The organism is Flavobacterium sp., assembly GCF_031422135.1.
In the GTDB taxonomy this organism is placed as follows: Bacteria; Bacteroidota; Bacteroidia; order Flavobacteriales; family Flavobacteriaceae; genus Flavobacterium.
Genome location: NZ_JANOQD010000057.1, coordinates 1 through 19,313 on the forward strand (window position 1 = coordinate 1; position 19,313 = coordinate 19,313).

At 29.3% G+C, this 19,313-nt stretch carries 18 protein-coding genes; 8 read left to right on the top strand and 10 right to left on the bottom strand.

What is annotated here, in order from left to right; all coding sequences use genetic code 11:
* Window positions 1-566: 566 nt before the first annotated feature.
* The 4 genes from RMO70_RS07800 (at window position 567) to RMO70_RS07815 (ending at window position 4,449) form a co-directional block, all read left to right on the top strand.
* Complete coding sequence (locus tag RMO70_RS07800; RefSeq protein ID WP_310555865.1) at window positions 567-1,307, top strand: helix-turn-helix domain-containing protein; 741 nt, start codon at window positions 567-569, stop codon at window positions 1,305-1,307.
* Between the two features lie 153 nt (window positions 1,308-1,460).
* A complete protein-coding gene (locus tag RMO70_RS07805; RefSeq protein ID WP_310555866.1) occupies window positions 1,461-2,930 on the top strand; it encodes a serine hydrolase domain-containing protein in 1,470 nt (489 codons plus the stop codon).
* 293 nt (window positions 2,931-3,223) lie between these two features.
* Window positions 3,224-3,550: a DUF4844 domain-containing protein gene (locus RMO70_RS07810; protein WP_310555867.1), complete on the top strand. Its 327-nt coding sequence runs from the start codon at window positions 3,224-3,226 to the stop codon at window positions 3,548-3,550.
* Between the two features lie 215 nt (window positions 3,551-3,765).
* Window positions 3,766-4,449 carry a M24 family metallopeptidase gene (locus RMO70_RS07815; RefSeq protein ID WP_310555868.1) on the top strand — a complete coding sequence of 228 codons (684 nt, stop codon included), beginning with the start codon at window positions 3,766-3,768 and terminating at the stop codon, window positions 4,447-4,449.
* Between the two features lie 56 nt (window positions 4,450-4,505).
* Here the strand turns inward: RMO70_RS07815 and RMO70_RS07820 are convergent, their stop codons facing one another.
* A complete protein-coding gene (locus tag RMO70_RS07820) occupies window positions 4,506-5,285 on the bottom strand; it encodes a hypothetical protein (RefSeq protein ID WP_310555869.1) in 780 nt (259 codons plus the stop codon).
* A 101-nt stretch (window positions 5,286-5,386) separates the two neighbouring features.
* On the opposite strand from RMO70_RS07820, the gene RMO70_RS07825 reads away from it, so the two are divergent.
* Window positions 5,387-6,517, top strand: coding sequence for an AraC family transcriptional regulator (locus RMO70_RS07825; protein WP_310555870.1), 1,131 nt, complete (start codon window positions 5,387-5,389; stop codon window positions 6,515-6,517).
* 138 nt (window positions 6,518-6,655) lie between these two features.
* On the top strand, window positions 6,656-9,028 hold the full coding sequence (locus RMO70_RS07830) for a TonB-dependent receptor family protein (RefSeq protein WP_310555871.1): 2,373 nt from the start codon (window positions 6,656-6,658) through the stop codon (window positions 9,026-9,028).
* Between the two features lie 139 nt (window positions 9,029-9,167).
* Here RMO70_RS07830 and RMO70_RS07835 read toward each other — a convergent pair whose 3' ends face one another.
* The 7 genes from RMO70_RS07835 to RMO70_RS07865 all read right to left on the bottom strand — a co-directional run bounded on the left by RMO70_RS07835 (window position 9,168) and on the right by RMO70_RS07865 (window position 15,557).
* Window positions 9,168-10,586 carry an ATP-binding protein gene (locus RMO70_RS07835; RefSeq protein WP_310555872.1) on the bottom strand — a complete coding sequence of 473 codons (1,419 nt, stop codon included), beginning with the start codon at window positions 10,584-10,586 and terminating at the stop codon, window positions 9,168-9,170.
* A 357-nt stretch (window positions 10,587-10,943) separates the two neighbouring features.
* Window positions 10,944-11,255, bottom strand: coding sequence for a phosphoribosylpyrophosphate synthetase (locus RMO70_RS07840; protein ID WP_310555873.1), 312 nt, complete (start codon window positions 11,253-11,255; stop codon window positions 10,944-10,946).
* 11 nt (window positions 11,256-11,266) lie between these two features.
* Window positions 11,267-12,076 carry a Fic family protein gene (locus tag RMO70_RS07845; RefSeq protein WP_310555874.1) on the bottom strand — a complete coding sequence of 270 codons (810 nt, stop codon included), beginning with the start codon at window positions 12,074-12,076 and terminating at the stop codon, window positions 11,267-11,269.
* Between the two features lie 47 nt (window positions 12,077-12,123).
* Complete coding sequence (locus RMO70_RS07850) at window positions 12,124-12,897, bottom strand: DUF2490 domain-containing protein (RefSeq protein ID WP_310555875.1); 774 nt, start codon at window positions 12,895-12,897, stop codon at window positions 12,124-12,126.
* A gap of 75 nt (window positions 12,898-12,972) precedes the next feature.
* A complete protein-coding gene (locus RMO70_RS07855; protein ID WP_310555876.1) occupies window positions 12,973-13,632 on the bottom strand; it encodes a hypothetical protein in 660 nt (219 codons plus the stop codon).
* Window positions 13,633-14,248: 616 nt separating this feature from the next.
* Window positions 14,249-14,671, bottom strand: coding sequence for an aegerolysin family protein (locus tag RMO70_RS07860; protein WP_310555877.1), 423 nt, complete (start codon window positions 14,669-14,671; stop codon window positions 14,249-14,251).
* A gap of 625 nt (window positions 14,672-15,296) precedes the next feature.
* Window positions 15,297-15,557, bottom strand: a complete 261-nt coding sequence (locus RMO70_RS07865) for a hypothetical protein (protein WP_310555878.1) — start codon at window positions 15,555-15,557, stop codon at window positions 15,297-15,299.
* Window positions 15,558-15,580: 23 nt separating this feature from the next.
* Here RMO70_RS07865 and RMO70_RS07870 point away from each other — a divergent pair, with 23 nt between their 5' ends.
* Both RMO70_RS07870 and RMO70_RS07875 read left to right on the top strand, forming a co-directional pair.
* Window positions 15,581-15,751 carry a hypothetical protein gene (locus RMO70_RS07870; RefSeq protein ID WP_409025075.1) on the top strand — a complete coding sequence of 57 codons (171 nt, stop codon included), beginning with the start codon at window positions 15,581-15,583 and terminating at the stop codon, window positions 15,749-15,751.
* A 25-nt stretch (window positions 15,752-15,776) separates the two neighbouring features.
* Window positions 15,777-15,878, top strand: a complete 102-nt coding sequence (locus RMO70_RS07875) for an IS3 family transposase (protein WP_310555880.1) — start codon at window positions 15,777-15,779, stop codon at window positions 15,876-15,878.
* 118 nt (window positions 15,879-15,996) lie between these two features.
* On the opposite strand, the gene carB is transcribed toward RMO70_RS07875, so the two are convergent.
* Window positions 15,997-18,849: a carbamoyl-phosphate synthase large subunit gene (carB, locus tag RMO70_RS07880; protein ID WP_310555881.1), complete on the bottom strand. Its 2,853-nt coding sequence runs from the start codon at window positions 18,847-18,849 to the stop codon at window positions 15,997-15,999.
* Between the two features lie 271 nt (window positions 18,850-19,120).
* Window positions 19,121-19,282, bottom strand: a complete 162-nt coding sequence (gene rpmH / locus RMO70_RS07885; RefSeq protein ID WP_008464848.1) for a 50S ribosomal protein L34 — start codon at window positions 19,280-19,282, stop codon at window positions 19,121-19,123.
* Window positions 19,283-19,313 lie beyond the last annotated feature (31 nt).

The window sequence follows — 19,313 nt, forward strand, 5'->3', positions numbered from 1 at the left end:
TTTGCATCGTAGGAATGTTGATAAGTTTTTAAAACCCGAAGGGAATTTTTTAAAAAACTTATCAATGTTCCGGCAATTAAGTTTAAATTTGAATCAATTATTAACCTAAAAAAAGGTCAACGTATTTTAGGATATGACAAAGAAATAACTTAAAAAGAAGATTATAAATGGATAAGATTAGTTTATTGATAATTATTACTGGAATATCTATAATTATTTCTTTCCTTCTTGCATTATTTTTAATTACTGTCAAAACAACTAATAAAGTGAGCAATTTCCTGTTTACTGTTTTTTTATTAATAACTGCAATAGATATTAGTGAACCTATATTTAACGAAATCATTCATAGCCCGTCTAATTTGAGAATGTTTAGAAATACATTTGCTTTTATGCAAATTCCAGTTTTTTATCTCTATATATTATCCGTTTGTTATTCTGACTTTAAATTAAAAAGAAGACATCTTTTACATTTTATCCCATTTTTAATTTCAAATTTAATAATGTTCCCTCGTTTTTATTTAGTAAATGTTATTTCAAAAATTAATTTCCTTAAAAACCATCTAAATATGATAGAACTTAAATTCAATCATATTCTTATCCATATTCAATTTTTTATATATTTTATTGCAGTTTTTATAATACTTAAAAAGGCGAAAAAATTATATCTTGAAAATTATGCAGGAACAAATATTAATTCCTATAATTGGTTGTTTCAGTTTACAATTGTGCTGACTATTTTATATTTGATTGCACTTTTCAAAAACATCTTTAAATTTTCTGATTATTCAAATATTTCTGAATGGATAAAAGTTGGTTTATTAATACTTCAACTATTCATTATTTGCTGGTATTTATTCAAAGCATTAAACAATCCCAATTTATTTAGAAATATTGATTCAAAATTAAAACTTGTATCTGATATTGTTTTAGAAATTAAAAATAATAATCAAGTAATGGCTATTGAAAAAGAGTTCAATTCGACATTATTAAAATTGCAAAATTATATGATTGAAAAAAAACCTTATCTTAATCCATCAATTACAATTCAAAATATTTCTGATGATATTGAAATTCCCGTTCGTGATTTATCGCTTTTAATAAATCATAAATTAGGACAGCATTTCTTTGATTTTATAAACACTTATCGAATTGAAAATGCAATGAAAATTTTAAAGGATTCTACTAAAAAAGAGGAAACAGTTCTTGAAATTTTGTATGAAGTTGGTTTTAATTCAAAATCTTCTTTTAATACTGCTTTTAAAAAATACACTGGAACTACACCAACATCTTACCGTAAACAATTGTAAAATAAGAAATTATAAAAAGTCGAACTTCATTTATAAATGAATCGAACGTATTATTTTTGATTAAATGAGTTCGACTTTTTTTATTCGGTCGTATAATAGTATTTTCTTTCTCAAATTTGTATCGAAATAATTATTTAACAAAAACACGATACAATGAAAAGTACTTTTAATTTACTAATCCTTTTAATAACAATTTCTAGTTGTTTAAGTAGCCATAAAATATTGGCACAAAAAAGAGACTACAATTTTCTAACAGACAGTTTAAATATTAATCAACAATTAGAAAAACATAAACTTGCTGGGTTTAGTCTTGTAGTTTTTAAAGATTATGAGATTGTTTACTCAAACCAATTTGGTGTAAAATCAATAATTTCTAATGAAAAAATAGATAAAAATACTGCTTTTTCAACAGCATCGATTTCAAAACCTATTACTGCGATTCTTTGTCATATTCTTGAAGAAAAAGGACTGATTAATTTAAATGATCCAATAGATAAGTACTTAAAAAGATGGAATTTGCCTAAAAGCAAATTTACTGAAAATAGCAATCCGACTTGGAAACAATTTCTAAATCATACCGCTGGTACAAGTCAACACGGATTTGCAGACTATTATGAGGGAGATACAATTCCAACATTAAATCAAAGTCTTTTGGGACAAATACCCAGATATGATAAAGAAATTGAATTTTTATTTACATCAGGAACTAATTGGCAATACAGTGGTGGCGGTTATGTAATTATCCAAATGGCATTAGAGGACACTTTAAATAAACCTATTGCAGAGCTTGCACAAGAATTTATTTTTTCGCCTCTCGGTTTGAAAAACACTACGATGATTCAGCCAAATGAAAAAGGATTTTTAACAAATATTGCTTTAGTTCACGACGAAAACAAAAAAGTAATAAAAACAGGTTTGCCAATCACACCGCAAGTTGCAGCATCGGGACTTTGGTCGACACCAAATGATTTAGCCAAACTTTTTATTGAGATACAAAATGCACTACGAAATAAAAATAACAAATTAATTTCTCATAGAATTGCAAAAAAAGTAATGGCAGTAACTGCTTTAAAAAACGCAGTTGGCGGCTGGAGTTATTTAGGACAAAAATCATTTGGATACAACAACTATGATTGGGTTCGTTGCGGTGGTTCTAATACTGGAGTTGGCGGTGATATTTTTGCTACTGTCACAGATGGGAATGGATTTATTTACTTTGCAAATGGAGAAAAACCAAATCGCTTTCCTGTTTTTATTCAAACAAATACAAAACTTCTAACATTGATGGATTGGGAAAATAAATTACCAAAAAAAGAACTTCAGGAAATACCTTTAAATATTAAAAATATGTTAATTGGAACTTACGAGGATTTTCTTTTTGGTCAAGGAATGGAGACTAAAATAGTAGAGAAAAATAATCGTTTATATATTGAATCACCATTTTATGAACTTTATAAAGGGAAAAACGATATTGAATTACTCTGCCTGAAAAATGGATTATTTAAAATTATTGATTATCCAAACTTGTTAAAATTTAATTTTAGCGACGGAAAACTACAATCTGTAATTTTGATAAGAGACAAATTGAAAACGAATATCCAATTAATTAGCAAAAAAAAATAACTACTGCCAACAGGCGTTTGGCAAGATTGCGAATTTTGTAGTAAATTCACGTTTGCGTTTCGCAAGAAATTTTATCTTAGTGGAAAATAAACGGCTACGAAGTTCACAAACTCGCCAATCGGCGTAACGTTGTGCCTTATTTTCGCGCGACAGAAATCAAAAAAGAAATATAATTTAAAACGAATGAAAATCAAATCCATAATACTATTAATAACTTTAAATTTAGTTTTAAATTCTTGTGGACAGGTATAAATTCTTGTGGACAAGGAAAAATTGAAACGCCAAAAAACGCTATGAATAAATTTACTGAATTTCAGAATAAAGAGAAATTTATAGAAGATAACAAGTCCTTTTATCCAGGAATTGGAAATCCAAAATTGATGCCGATTTTAACCATGAAAATTAATGAGGCTTGCGAAGATTTTAAAAATATATCTCAAAAAGAAAACCCAACCGATAAAGATTATCAAGAAAAGATAAAAATTGGACTAGAACGATTTTCTGATTTATATTTAGAATTGGATACCGAAGATAGACAACGTATTTGTACCTATTTTGAGGAATTAATGGATATTGTTGGACTAGAAAGTTCGGGCGGATATTTGAATGAATTTATATAAAGGATAGGAGTGAAATTTCTGAATTCAGAAAAATAAGAAATTGATTTTTTGATTAAAACATTATAAAAATCAACCCAGCCGTCCAGTTAGTACCGCTATTGGTGTCAAATAATTATTCAATCCCAACAGGCTTATTGAAATTGAAATTTTTGTAGTTTTACCAAAATAAAGCAATTATAATTCCTTATTAATAATTTAATTTTAATTAAATCGTTATGAACGAAATAAAACAAAATCTAATTCTTGCACAAAACAAAGCAATAGAATTACTTAACACCGTAGAAGAAAGAGGATTAATAATTTCTGGTAAAACAGAAAGCCAACTTTGCAATGAAATAATACAAATAGCAAAAGAGGAATTTGGTGTAGAAAATCATTGGGGCAAAAAAATTGTAAGAACTGGCATTAATACCTTACAACCCTATATGGCAAATCCACAAGACTTAATAATTCAAGAAGGTGACATTTTGTTTTTCGATTTTCATCCTGTTTTTGAAGGTTGGGAAGCTGATCTTGGCAGGACTTATGTTTTAGACAAAGACCCTTTGAAACTTAAAATAAAAAAGGATGTAGAAGCAGCTTGGCACGAAGGAAATGCTTGGTATTATAAACAAAGTAAACTTACTGGTGCTGATTTTTTTAATTACACTACAGATCTTGCCAAACGTTATGGCTACGAATTTGGCAATGCAATTTCGGGACACATCATAGGAAATTTTCCTCACGAACAACCTGATGACCCTAATGATTTATGCTTAGATGTTCATCCAGGAAATCATAGCGATATTCTTCAATTGGATAAATATGGTCAACCAAGACATTGGATGCTGGAATTGCATTTTGTAGATAGAGCCAATAATATGGGTGCTTTCTTTGAACAACTATTGACCGATGAGTAAATCATAAATAAAAAATTCGAGTACTAAAATTAAGCCTTAAATTATCCTCTACTATATCATTTTTCAACTTGTATTTTCTCTGTTTCAATACAAAAATAATCTTTTAAAATTTTTCCTTTTTTGTCTTTAAATGCATCATAGTTTAGAGAATATTTCATTTCATCCACTTTTTGTATTATTATTTTACCTGGCATTTGCACTTTGTTTGAGAAACCAGAATTTTGCAATTCCATTACATTTGAATCTTTACTTAAAATAATTTCTCCATCCGGAGTAACTGTCAAATTATAAAAATTGTTTTGATAAGAACCTCTAAAAACTTTTATAAAATCTTTTCTATCACCATAAACTACTCCAACAATGTGCGTAAAAAAACCATTCTTTGGTTTTAATAATTCGTTTTGAACAGTCAACCAATTGTTTTTAAAAAAATCTTCATAAATTAGATATTCCTTTAAAGTAAAATCGGTTTTGCTGATGTACAACATCGTAATTTCATTGAAACTATCATAAGTCAATTCGTTTTCATAAGTATAACTTGTATCGATAAAAACAGGTTTCGTTGCTCCAAAAACCGAGTTGTCATAAGGAATTCCTTTAGTATCAGTCGAATTCCAATCTATTGAAATGGGCTTTAAATCACCCACCTTAACGCTATAATAAGTAGAATTTTTTATAAAACCTTCTTTGGTAAAAGCCTTTACTACGACTGGTTCATTTTTATAAGTTCCTCTATAAACAACATCGCTACTATCTGTAAACAAAAGCCAGTAAAACAAACTCAAAGAAGCAAAAAGGACTAAAGGTACGAGAAAAATAATTTTAAAGTTTTTCATAAATTCTACAATTCAATTTTATCAAAAGTAAAAAATCTCTACAGAAATTAATCAAAATACCATTTATATTTACAATTCAATATATTTGTTAAAAAAAGTAAATGAATAAAATTAGTTTATTAGAAAATATGGCTATGATTGCAATATTTATCACATTGCTTCTCTCCTTTTTTTTATTTACCATAAAATCAAGTAATAAATTATCCAACAGATTGTTTGGTATTTTTCTTATTACTATGGCAATTGATTTGAGTGGTTTTTTTATTTTCAAATACACAAAAAATTATCTAAATATTGAGACATTAAGAATAACCACTTTTTTATTGACAATGCCAATATTTTATTTTTATGTTTTGTCTCTCTGTTATAATGATTTCAAACTAAAACAAATACATTTTTTGCACTTTATTCCATATGTAATTTTAAATGTAGTTTTATTGCCAAGAGTATATTTGGCGAATTCTATAGAAAAAATATCCTTTTTTGAAAATATGTCCGAAATGCCTGAAATGCATTTTTGTCAAATTCTAGGCGAGGTTCAAGTTTTAGTATATTTTGTTTTAGTATTTTTAGTTCTTAAAAAGTTTAAAAAAATCTACCTAGAAAACTATACTAATTTAATCACAACCTACAAATGGTTATTTCAAATGACCGTTATTTTCGTAATTGCACATTCATTTGTAATTGTTAGAGACATCTTAAAACACACAAATTATTCAATTTCTTACACTTGGATTAATATTGTCATAGGGATAAATGTTTTATTTATAACGTGCTGGTTTGTATTAAAAGCATTAAAAAATCCTGAACTATTTCGGGGTATTGATTCCAAAATACCGTTGACCGAAGATCTTGTTAAAGAACTTAAAATTGAAAATACTATTGATGAATCTAAACATAATGAAATTGAATTCCTTAAAAATTTTATGTTAGAAAAAGAACCGTTTTTGGATCCATCACTTACTATTCAAGACTTGGCAAACCAAATTAAGATTCCTGCTCGAGATTTATCTATTTTGATAAACCATCAAATGAAACAACATTTTTTTGATTTTATAAATGAATATCGCATCAAAAAAGCAATGAATATTCTTAAGGATGCTTCAAAAAACAATTTAACTATTCTAGAAGTTCTATACCAAGTGGGATTTAACTCAAAATCGTCATTCAATACATCATTCAAAAAACAAACTGGTCAAACACCAACAGACTTTAGAAACAACTCAATATAAATACTTTACAATAAAGTCGAACTTCTTGTTTAAAAAGTCGAACCAATTTTTTATAAAAAAAATGGTTCGACTTTTTTTGTCGAACGCATTTCAATAATTGTTCATTCATCTTTGCTTTAAATAAATAACAAAGCAATTATGAAAAAATCAATAGTACTTATTATTTTAATGTTTCCAATATTTGGTTTGGCACAATTCAAGTTAAAAGGAAAAATTACTAACCAATTTACCTACACAAATATCGAAGTTAAAACTCAAAATAAAACAATAATTTCTAAATCAACAGTAAATGGAGATGGCACTTTTGAAATAGATTTAAAAGAAGGAATTTATGAATTAAATATTTCAGCGATTGGATTTAGCGATTGGAAAAAAGAAATTTCTATAAGTTCAGACTTATATTTAGGCACAATTACATTAACAGAAAGTGCTACAAAACTGAATGAAGTTGTTATTGAAAAAAAGAAAAAAATTATGGAACAGAAAATAGATAAATTAGTTTATAACGTTGGTGAAAATATTGTTATTGCCGGTGGTGACGCACTAAATGCTTTGAGTACTGCACCAGGAGTAGTAGTGCAAAATAACTCGATAAATTTGCTTGGAAAAGGAATTCCGAGAGTAATGATTGATGACAGAATGGTAGAACTTTCTGGCGAAGAACTCAATAATTATCTAAAATCATTTTCGGCATCTGATATTAAAAACATAGAAATACTAAGTAATCCATCAGCAAAATATGACGCTAGTGGAAACGGTGGAATTATAAATATTAACTTCAAAAAAGGAACTCGAAATTCGTGGAAAAATACTTCAACATTGTCTTATGATCAAAATAAATATCAGTTTTATACTTTAAGAAATAGTTTTTTTTACAACAAAAACAAATTCCGATTTTCTGCATCTGGAAATGGAGTTTTAGGCAATTTTAGAAATACAGAAGCGTTTGAAGTTAATTATCCAAACGGATTATGGCAACTCGAAGTTGATTCAAAAATAAAAAAAGATAACCTTTCAGGTCGTTTTACTTTAGATTATGATTTTTCAGATAAAACTAGCATTGGAATTCAATATTTAAAAGAAAACAACAATCCAGGCATCGATTACAACTCAGACATTAATATTTTTAATAACTCAAATGCTATACAAACAGTAACAAAAACCAATGGATTTCAGGATAGAAATACAGGCAGCAATACAATTAACGCTCATTTAATTTCTAAATTAGATTCACTACAAAGAAAATTAAGTATCGATATTGATTATTTTACTTATAATTCCAGATTTGATAATGATTTTATTGCAAAAACATTTTTACCAGATTTGACATTCTTAAATATCGACCAATCTGCAAGAAATATTTCTAATCAAAATATTGAGAATATCAGTATCAAATCTGATATGGAACATCCATTAAAATTTCTAAATTTATCCTATGGAGTAAAAGCAAGTTTTATAAAAAGTAGGAGCAATATTAGTTATTTTAACACCATTTCTGGAAATCCAATTATAGATTTGAATCAATCGAATCAATTTAAATACCAAGAAAACAATCAAGCCATTTACATTAATAGTGATAAAAAAATTAATGAAAAATTAACTATTCAATTAGGTTTACGTATAGAAAATACACAAACGGAAGGTTTTTCGAAAACTTTAAATCAAAAAACGACTAATAATTATTTACAATTTTTTCCAACATTTTATATTTCATATACTAAAAATGACAATCATAATTTCAATTTCAATTATGGAAAAAGGATTAATAGACCCAATTTTGATTTTTTAAATCCATTCCGAACTTATATTAACAACACGACTTATTCCGAAGGAAATCCATTTTTGCAACCCTCATTTAGTAATAATTTTAATTTTACTTATTCGTACAAAGAAAAGTTAAGAACAAATGTTTTTTTTAATGTAAGAAATAATGGTTATGGCGTTATTTTCACTTCAAACCCAATAAATAATACACAAGTAGTCACTCGTGAAAATTATTTTAAAGAATACTCATTTGGTATTGTAGAAAGTTATTCAACAAAAATAACTAATTGGTGGGAATCGCGAAGTGAAGTGAATTTTTTAGGATCAAAAACTGAATTTATCAAAAATATAAATGCCAAACTTTCAAATAGTTTGCAAGTGTATTTATCTACAAATAATACTTTTTCGCTCGGTGAATCCACAAAATTACAAGTAGATTATTTTTACAGTTCACCTTTTAAAAGCGGCTTATTTGAAGTTGGTTATATGTCTGGAATAAACATTGCCATCAATCAAAATATATTAAAAAAGAAGTTACAAATCACGCTACTTGCAAATGATATATTTAACACTTCATATCTTAAAGACTACAAATCGGTTGTTAACGGAATCAATCAGATTTATACCCAAAATGATAGTGCACGATTTTTTAGAATTTCAATGACTTACAATTTCGGAAATAAAAAAATAGAAGTTCAAGAACGAGATTTCGGAAACGAAGATGAAAAGAATAGAACTTCGAGATAATCTAAAAAATCCCGATCTAAATTATTTTTTAGATTGGGATTTTTTGTTATTTACTCAAATACATTTTCCTTTTACTATACAATTCATAAAATTGATCATCTTTTAAATCATCCCTGAACAAAATGCTTTCATAAATTAACTAAAATAAGTCCTCAATTTTCAATTCATTGGTAATGGCACTCAAATAGTATTCGTTTTTCTTGACACCATTTGCTGTTAATAAAGTCGTGAAAATATTTTTTCTTGACTTAGTTTTCTCTTTAAACAAGCTAACTTTGTAATGCATTTCATCAGCATATTTTTTAGTCATTTCAAAAAGAGCATCATAAAACTTTAATTCTAAAATATTAATGCAATTATCGCTTCTGTCAATAATAAAATCGATTTGAACACCTCCTTGATTCTCGTTTTCTTTATAAATCCAGGAATATTCGTTAGATATAATGCCGTTAATTCCCAATGCTTTTTTGATGTTCAAAATATGTTTAAAACAAAGATTTTCAAAGGCATAACCCGTCCATATTTTATAGGATTGCGTGTTATAGAATTGAAGCCAATTGCTATTCACTTTTTTATTGACTAAAAATTTATAATAAAAAATAGAATATTCATCGACCAATCTATACAAAAAACCTTCTTTGTTTTTATCAATCGGATAAATAATTTTTATAAAACCACATACAGTTAATTCGTCAAGTAATTTTGTAAAACTGCCTCCACTAGCAAGTTTTGTTGCTGTCAGTAATTCGTTTCGGGTCAATCCTTTTGCCTTTGTTGCTAATGCTTTTATAATTGCTATATGCAAATTACTATTCTTAAATAGGGATGCATACAAATTTTGAAATTCGTTTTTTAAAATTGCTTGAGGTTTAAAAAATAAATCATCTAAAATTTGTGGTACACTTTGACCTGGTTTTACATCTTTCAGATAATATGGAACACCACCAACAGACATATAAAGCATTGCAATGTCTTTTAGTGTAAGTTTTACATTTGATAGTTCTAAAAAACTTTTAGTTTCTTGTAATGTAAAAGGCATTAATTGAATATGACTAGTAATTCTATTGTGCAAACCACCTTTATTATTGATAACTTTGTCAATAATCCATGATGCAGATGAACCACAAATAATCAAAATAATATCTTTTCGTTTGGAACAAAACAAATTCCAAAAATTTTGTAAAGCAGATAAAAATCCAGATCTTGGAGTTTCGAACCAAGCAATTTCGTCTAAAAAAATAATTTTTTTCTTCTTGCTTTCAATGCTGTTAATATAATTTTTTAATAGTGAAAAAGCCTGTAACCACGTTTTTGGAAGTGATGGCCTTTCATTAGGATTGACTTCTAATAATATCATCCAAAAACTTTCTAATTGTTGTGACATCTCTTTTTCATGAATGCCGTTGGCTTCAAAAACAATACTTTGCTCGAATACTTGCCGAATCAAATAGGTTTTCCCAATTCTACGGCGACCATAAACCGCCAAGAACTCTGAATCTTTTTTTTTGAGCAAATTTTGCATTATTTGTATTTCGTCTTCACGTCCTGCTACTATCATAAGAATAAATTTATAACTAGCCAAATATACATATTTATATTAAAATTTGGCGATTTATAAATTTATATTTCGCCATAAGTATATATTTTGCATATATTTGGCGAATTATAAACAAAAAAAATCCCAATCTAAAATTTTTTCTATATTGGGATTTTTTATATGGTAAAACTAAATTCTATTTACTCAAAATACATTTTTTTACTACACAATTCATAAAATTTATTGTCTTTTAAATCATCGATAAACAAAATGCTTTACCTTTTTTATAATTGTTTAAAAAAGAAAATCTACAAACAAATGATATTGAAATTAAATCATTTTTATACCATTTAAGTTTAGAATTTGACGCTTTTAAAATTACTCTTCTTTTTTATTCAAATTTATTACAAACTCAATTAAGTTTGGGTCAGCATCTTTACCATATGCACTGCTTAAACAACCTTTTATATTGTCAATACATTCAATTAGAAATAGTATCGAAGAATCAGATGGATCATTCATACCTTCGTGTCTGCAAAATTCGACCAAAAAACAATCTCTATCAGTGTACTCTTTTTTGGTTTTTCTATCTATTATTTTTTTATTAATGTACATAAAATCTGCTGTAAAACCAGATTTTTTAGCAAATTCGATATCTTGAACTAAAGAATTGTCGGTAGATAAAATCATAATTGTTATAATTAAATTTGGTTAAAAGGTATTTCATTTTGTTGCTCTCTATTTTTACCAATTTGATTGATCTTTTTAAATAGCCACTTAGCATTTGTTAATAAACGGTCAAGTTCTTGTTCAAAAAACCGAGCCGTATACTCATTCCATTGATTCGGATCTTTTGTTAGTGCATTAAAACTATTTCCTAAAGTACTGATATACTCTTTTTTTTGATCAGTATCATTAATAAATATGGGTGGATACAAATCATACATTAAAATCCAATTTTTTGCAATTCGAGTCACACGTCCGTTACCGTCAACAAATGGGTGAATTCTAATTAACTCATGATGAAAATAAATTGCTTTTATAATAGGCGTTTTTATGTGTTCTAATTTGTAGAACAATTCTGAAACTAATGTCGAAACTAAATTTGGTTCTGGACAAATGTGTCCACCTACCTGAACAATTGTTTTTCTGTAACTGTTTGGATGAATTTTATTTGTTTCTGGAGAAATTAATCTTAGCAACTGGAATAATTGTATTTCTTTATTAAAGTTATTATCTAAGACTATTTCTTCAACAACAAAATCAAGCGATTTTTTAAGGTTTTCAAAATACTCTATAGCTTCTTCTTCATTTTGGGCTTCCATTTGAGCATTTTTGATTCCTACAAGATCTCTAAGATTTTGCATTCCTTCTAAATAAACATCCAAAAGATCATCATCTAAATGATACCTACTGTAAATAATTAATCTGTAAATCGATTTTACAATCTTATTAATTTCGTCCAATTTTTGTTGATTAATCTGAATAATATCAGTTGGAAATAGTTGCATTTGAAAATATTTAATTAAGTTAGTAATTATTTGATGTGCTGTTTATTTCATTTTTTTGTTAAATCAAAATTGAAGATGGAATTAATTATGAACGCATTATTATTCTGAAATACATTGCGATTGTTTACTTCTCGACCTAATTGTAACCTTTGATTTAAATAACCAGCTTCTATTCTAAATGAATTGTTAAATTTATAACCTAGTAAAATTCCTAATCGATTTTGGTCAAATATATTTTCGTTTACATTTTCTCCAAAGCCAACAAAAATTTCATCGTAAATTGCCAAATAAGGTATATTATTTTCAATTATTTTTCCTTTCAATGGCATTTGCACTCGAAACATATATCGAAATCGGTTAGAAAAAGGAAAGTCATCTTCAGTAGATAAATTTGCATTAGAATATCTTCCAACCCATCTTTGTTCCAGCATAAATCGATGTGATAATTCTAAAATTGAAACTTTATCAGTCAAATTTGCCATCTGAAATGTTCTGTGTTCTGTAAATTCTTTTCCAAAACCATTTATTGGAATATCTCCATACGGATAGGTTTCTATCCAAGCATAACCAAGTCGTAACTGAATTTTAGGATTTAACTGATAGTTTATTCCCAAACGCAATAATCCTTGTTGTTTGTCGGTAATAAAATTGTCTCTACGCAATTGATATTCTGAGTGAATTCCGAATTTATCATTTAACTTAAATGTTCCAAAATAATTGTACCAACCAATTGTGTTGTTGTCCGTCAACCTCGTGTTTTGTGCTTTTAGCGAATAATTAATTATGCTAAAAAGAAATAGTAAGATTATTTTATTTTTCATATTTATAAAAAATAAGGGTTGAGTTTTTATCTCAACCCAGATTAATAATTATACCACTTATGTGTATAAATGATATTATGTTGATGGTGCAAAAGGCAATGCCGATTTATGAACAATGATTCTAAGTTTACCGTCTTTACCTTTTCTGAAAACCCAAGTTTTATCCACCATAATTTCTTTTCCGGTTTTATCAGTTACCCAAACATTACCCATTGTTATTGCAATCGATCCATATACTTGAATTCCTTCATTATTATCACCTGCATTTTTATATCGAGCTTTTACCCATGGTGTAATCGCAAATCCTTTATCATTTGGATAATCAGCATCTCCACCAATAAAATAAGATAATGCTCCTTTTTTATCGTTTCTAAAGGTTTGATCTCCAAAAGCTAACGTTGGTTTAAAAAATACTTTCCCATAGTCATAGTTATATGCATCGGATAGCACTTGCTCTGCAAACAATTTGTAATCGCCACCTTCTTCTTTTAATTTTCCAATTTTAACAAGAGCATCACACCATGCTTGTTGAGCAGCATTTACCTCATCATAGGTTATTATAGTTTGTGCGCCTTCTTCAACATAAACCAATCCCAATTGATCTATTACTTTTTGGACCTCATTGTTAGTTGCAGTTGTGATTTGACTTTTTAATTCCTCTTTTTTTTCTTGTTTACAAGATGTTAAAAAAATTGTTGTTCCAATTAAACCCAAAATTAAATTTCTTGTTTTCATAATTAAATAATTTAAAATTCGCCTACTTTTTGATCAGTGTTCGGCTTTTCTGATTTTTAATTATATAAATATATTTAAAATAATAATAGTAATGCTATTATTATTGAGATTTTAAATTTTATTTATAATAGTATTAGTATTATTTTTGGTTTTATAAACATAAATCATAAATGGTATTACTAGAAAAATGTCTAGTCCTAAATAATCTGTATCGATTATTTAGGACTAGACAGTGTAACGGTCTGTTTTGTTTGAATTATTCTGATTTCCTTCGGCTACTTTTATTCTCTTTTCTAGTGTAAATTAGTGTTGTGGGTAAAAAAAGATTTCTCAAATTGGGCACTAGCCAAGGGCATTGTCAGAACTGCGCGTCCGACACTTATTTTTTTTATAGAATTTTGAATGTTATTGTAAAGGTTCTTACCACTCTAGAAAAACACTAGAAATAAATCCGCTCTTTTATTTATATCCAAAAATATTATAAATGATATCTGGTTTTATGGAATATATAAAATGATAGCGAATGTCCGATTTATCGAGATATTTAAAATTAAAAGAGGTATCCCCATTACTGAAGATACCATCTTTAAAATCTAATTATAATGTTTTAAGCGTATTATAATGTTTTAACCTTAGTTGTTTGTAATGTGACATTACCAAGTGCTCCTGAATTAAGATTTGCTCCTGATTGTTGAGTTATGTAATTATTGAACGGTGGCTGTGGCCCATTAGGAGACCAATTAGAACTGTTAGTCTTAGAACCCCAAGGACAGTCCCATGTATATGTACCAACTACAGTCGCACCATCATAAATATCAAAACTTCCTTCAGTACCAGCAGCTGCGTCTGAACGACCGCATGCATAAATCACATAACTGTTACCAGCTGCAATTTTTGTTCCTTCAATTTCTGAAGGTTGAATTTCATTATCCTTATTACCATCTTTGTAAAATTTACCCCATGAATGCGCTACATTTTTTAATGTAATCTCGAAATTTGAAGGGTAAATAGTAATAGCTACCCATTGTGCATATGCCATAATATTTTAAATTTAATTTTCTTACAGTAAGGCTTGTAAGATTTGACCTCTGCAATAAAGCCTTTACAGAAAGGATCGTTTTTTATAGTGGGTTCTGCTACACTTTTTATTTCCCATTATGATATACATCAAAATTACTGCGTTATTATTGTTGAGAATTAAAAAATGCCACGAGAGAGGGATTTTAATGCCACGAGAGAGGGATTTTATGGTACGGAATATATGTACTTGGTATTATGCACCGAGCGATAGAACAGAGTGGAATCATGCTTTATTGCCACATGGCTAATTTGTATTATCCTAGCTATTGGTATTTTAAAAAAAATAATAACCTTGCTACCGCTTTCAAGTTTTATAAGGTGCTGCTTTTTCTGCAGCACCTTATAAAACTTTATTCGTTATGAAAACGATTATTTCTGGTATAGCCCCGATAGGAGCGGCATCTTTTTTTTTTCAAAAAAAAAAGATATAGCGGATAGCGGGACGAGTCGTGAGGTGATCCACAGTGCTTGTGCTCCTAAAAAAAATTATTTGTGAATTTCAATAAAATTGATTGTTCCGGAATAGGTTATGTTTCCAATTCTACCATTTTTAATTTTCTCTAATTGCTTTTTGTATTCGGCGATCATGAGATTTGTTTTGGGCTTATAATTTTCGACTTTTTTTCTAGTTCGATTATATTTTTTTTGGTTTCGTTTAGCTCGTAGTTGGATAAATTGGTTTTTAGTTTATACTTTTCTTTTTGTAATGTGGCTAAATCTAAGTAATAGTTTTTATTGTCGTTTATGAGTTGGTTTTCCTCGCTTCTAAGCTTTAATTCTATTTCTACCAATCTCTTTTCTTTATTTGCAAAAAGTGTGTCTTGAGTGTTTGATATAAAAGCCAAATTATATTTATTCTCAATTTCAAATTCCTTTGATACATCATTCAGATAGAGGATTGCAATATTGTGCCAATGAATATCAAAAACTATTAAGCAAAAATGAAATTCAACCTAGTATGACCCAAAACTCGAATCCGTATGAAAATGCAGTAGCAGAAAGAATAAATGGTATTTTTAAAACAAGAGTTTTTTATTGATAGATACAATCAAGACCTTCCAATTATGAAACAAATAATAAAAGAAACTGTAACAATTTATAATGAAAAAAGGCCTCATTTATCCAATCATATGCTAACACCAAATCAAATGCGCGAGCAAAGTTAACTAATAATGAAAACCTATAAAACTAAAAACAGCACCAAAAACATTTTTGATGCTGTTTAATTTATCTATTTTTGTCTAATAATCTGTATCGATTATTTAGGACTAGACAAAACTAATTCTACTTACTCAAATACATCTTCCTTCTACTATACAACTCATAAAACTGATCGTCTTTCAAATCATCAATAAATAAAATACTTTCGCCAGTTGATTTCATTTCTGGACCCAACGCTTTGTTGACATTATGAAACTTACTAAAAGAGAAAACGGGTTGTTTAATGGCAAATCCTTTTAGTTGTGGATTGAAACTAAAATCGGTTACTTTATTATGACCCAACATTACTTTGGTGGCATAATTCACATAAGGCTCGCCGTATGCTTTTGCAATAAACGGAACCGTTCTCGAAGCTCTTGGATTGGCTTCAATAATATAAACCGTATCGTCTTTGATGGCAAATTGAATATTAATTAGACCTACAGTTCTTAATGCCAAAGCGATTTGTTTAGTATGGTCTTTGATTTGTTGCATTACGAATTCACCCAAATTAAATGGTGGTAAAGTTGCGTTTGAATCGCCTGAATGTATTCCGCAAGGTTCAATGTGTTCCATAATTCCTATGATGTACACATTTTCTCCATCGCAAATCGCATCTGCTTCGGCTTCTATTGCTCCATCAAGATAATGATCTAAAAGCAATTTGTTTCCAGGAATATTTTTCAATAAATCGATAACGTGTTCTTCGAGTTCTTGTTTGTTAATCACGATTTTCATTCCTTGACCACCCAAAACATAGGAAGGGCGAACCAATAATGGAAAATCTAAAACATCTGCCAAAGCACTGGCTTGGTCTGCATTTTCGGCTATTCCAAATTGTGGAAACGGAATTTGTAATTCTGTCAATAATTCTGAAAATCGTCCTCTGTCTTCGGCTAAATCTAGTGCATCAAACGAAGTTCCAAGAATTTTTATACCGTATTTCGATAATTTTTCGGCTAGTTTCAGAGCAGTTTGCCCACCCAATTGCACAATGACACCTTCAGGTTTTTCGTGTCGAATAATATCATAAATATGTTCCCAAAAAACAGGTTCGAAATATAATTTATCGGCGGTATCAAAATCAGTTGAAACCGTTTCTGGATTGCAATTAATCATAATGGTTTCGTAACCACATTCTTTGGCAGCCAAAACTCCGTGAACACACGAATAATCAAATTCGATTCCTTGTCCAATTCGGTTTGGTCCAGAACCAAGAACAACTACTTTCTTTTTATTAGAAACAATACTTTCATTATGAACGTATCTTTCTCCGTTTGGCTTCTCGATTTCGGCTTCGAAAGTGGAGTAATAATAAGGTGTTAGTGCTTTAAATTCAGCTGCACAAGTATCCACCAATTTATAAACTCGATTGATGTTCATCTCCTCACGAAGTTTATACACTTGACTTTCCAAACAGCCCAACATGTGCGCAATTTGCCTGTCGCCATAGCCTTTTTGTTTGGCTTCTAACAACAAGTCTTTTGACAAAGAATCAATTTTAAGTTTAGAAATTTCTTTTTCTAATTGGAATAGTTCTTCATATTGTTTCAAGAACCACATATCGATTTTGGTTATTTCGTGAATTCTTGATAACGGAATTCCCATCGCAATCGCATCATAAATAACAAAAACACGATCCCAACTTGCAAAAGTAAGTTTCTCTATAATTTGTTCGTAATTTTTGTATCCTTTTCCGTCCGCTCCTAGCCCGTTTCTCTTAATTTCAAGCGATTGAGTTGCTTTGTGAAGTGCTTCTTGAAACGAACGACCAATTCCCATAACTTCTCCAACTGATTTCATTTGAATGCCTAAAGTTCTGTCGGCACCTTCAAATTTATCGAAGTTCCAACGTGGAATTTTTACAATTACATAATCCAATGTTGGCTCAAAAAGAGCCGATGTTGATTTAGTAATCTGGTTTGGCAATTCATCAAGATTATAACCCAAAGCCAATTTCGAGGCTACTTTTGCAATTGGATAACCTGTTGCTTTTGAAGCTAATGCTGACGAACGAGAAACACGAGGATTAATTTCGATAGCCACAATATCTTCTTTTTCGTCTGGCGAAACTGCAAATTGTACATTGCAACCACCAGCAAAATTACCAATGGAGCGCATCATCAAAATGGCATAATCTCGCATTTTCTGAAAAGTTGTGTCTGATAAAGTCATAGCTGGAGCCACAGTTATGGAATCACCAGTATGAATTCCCATTGGATCCATATTTTCGATGGTACAAATAATAACTACATTATCATTTTTATCACGTAACAATTCCAATTCGTATTCTTTCCAACCCATTAATGCTTTATCAATCAATACTTCGTGAATTGGCGATGCTTCTAAACCACGAGTTAAAAGTTGGTCAAAATCTTCTTTTTTATAGACTACCGCCGCACCAGTTCCGCCCAAAGTAAACGATGGACGAATTACTAATGGAAAACCAAATTCTTGTGCAATTTCTTTTCCACGCAAGAATGAAGTACAAATTTCAGCTGGTGCTGATGGTACTCCTATTTTATGTAACAATTGTTTGAATTGTTCACGGTCTTCGGTAATATTGATGGCGTTTACATCGACACCAATCATTTTGACGTTAAAATCGTTCCAAATTCCTTTTTCATCTGCTTCCAAACAAAGATTTAATGCAGTTTGCCCACCCATTGTTGGCAAAACCGAATCAATTTGTGGATGCTCTTTCAGGATTTGAATAATAGATTTGGTGGTCAATGGCAACAAATAAATGTGATCTGCCATTGATGGATCGGTCATTATGGTTGCTGGATTGGAGTTGATCAAGATTACTTCAATTCCTTCTTCGCGAATGGATTTTGCAGATTGTGATCCTGCATAATCAAATTCACAGGCTTGACCGATTACGATAGGACCTGAACCTATTATTAAAACCGATTTTATGGAGTTGTCTTTTGGCATTGTGTAGTTAGATTATTCGATTTTTAGATTACTTGATTTTTTCGAAAATATTAGTTAGTGTTGCTTGTAGCCCTGATGGCAGTGAAAATCCTTTTTATTTTTATACTGAGCTTTTCGCGAAGTATAAAAATAAAAAGATTGTAACGAACAGCAGGAAATAGCTCCAAAAAATTATTAAAATTTATGAACAATTGCTTTGATACTCGCAATGACATAAAAAAAAGCCGCTACTAATAAAAGTAACGGCTTGATATTGATTAATTGCTAATCATTATTTTTTGTGTCTTGGTTCAGAAGAAACAGTCAATTTGTGTCTTCCTTTTGCACGACGACGTGCTAAAACTTTACGACCATTTGCAGAAGCCATTCTGTCCATGAATCCGTGTTTGTTTCTTCTTTTTCTTTTCGATGGTTGGAACGTTCTTTTGCTCATTTTGTGTATCTTTTAAAACTTGTATAAATAT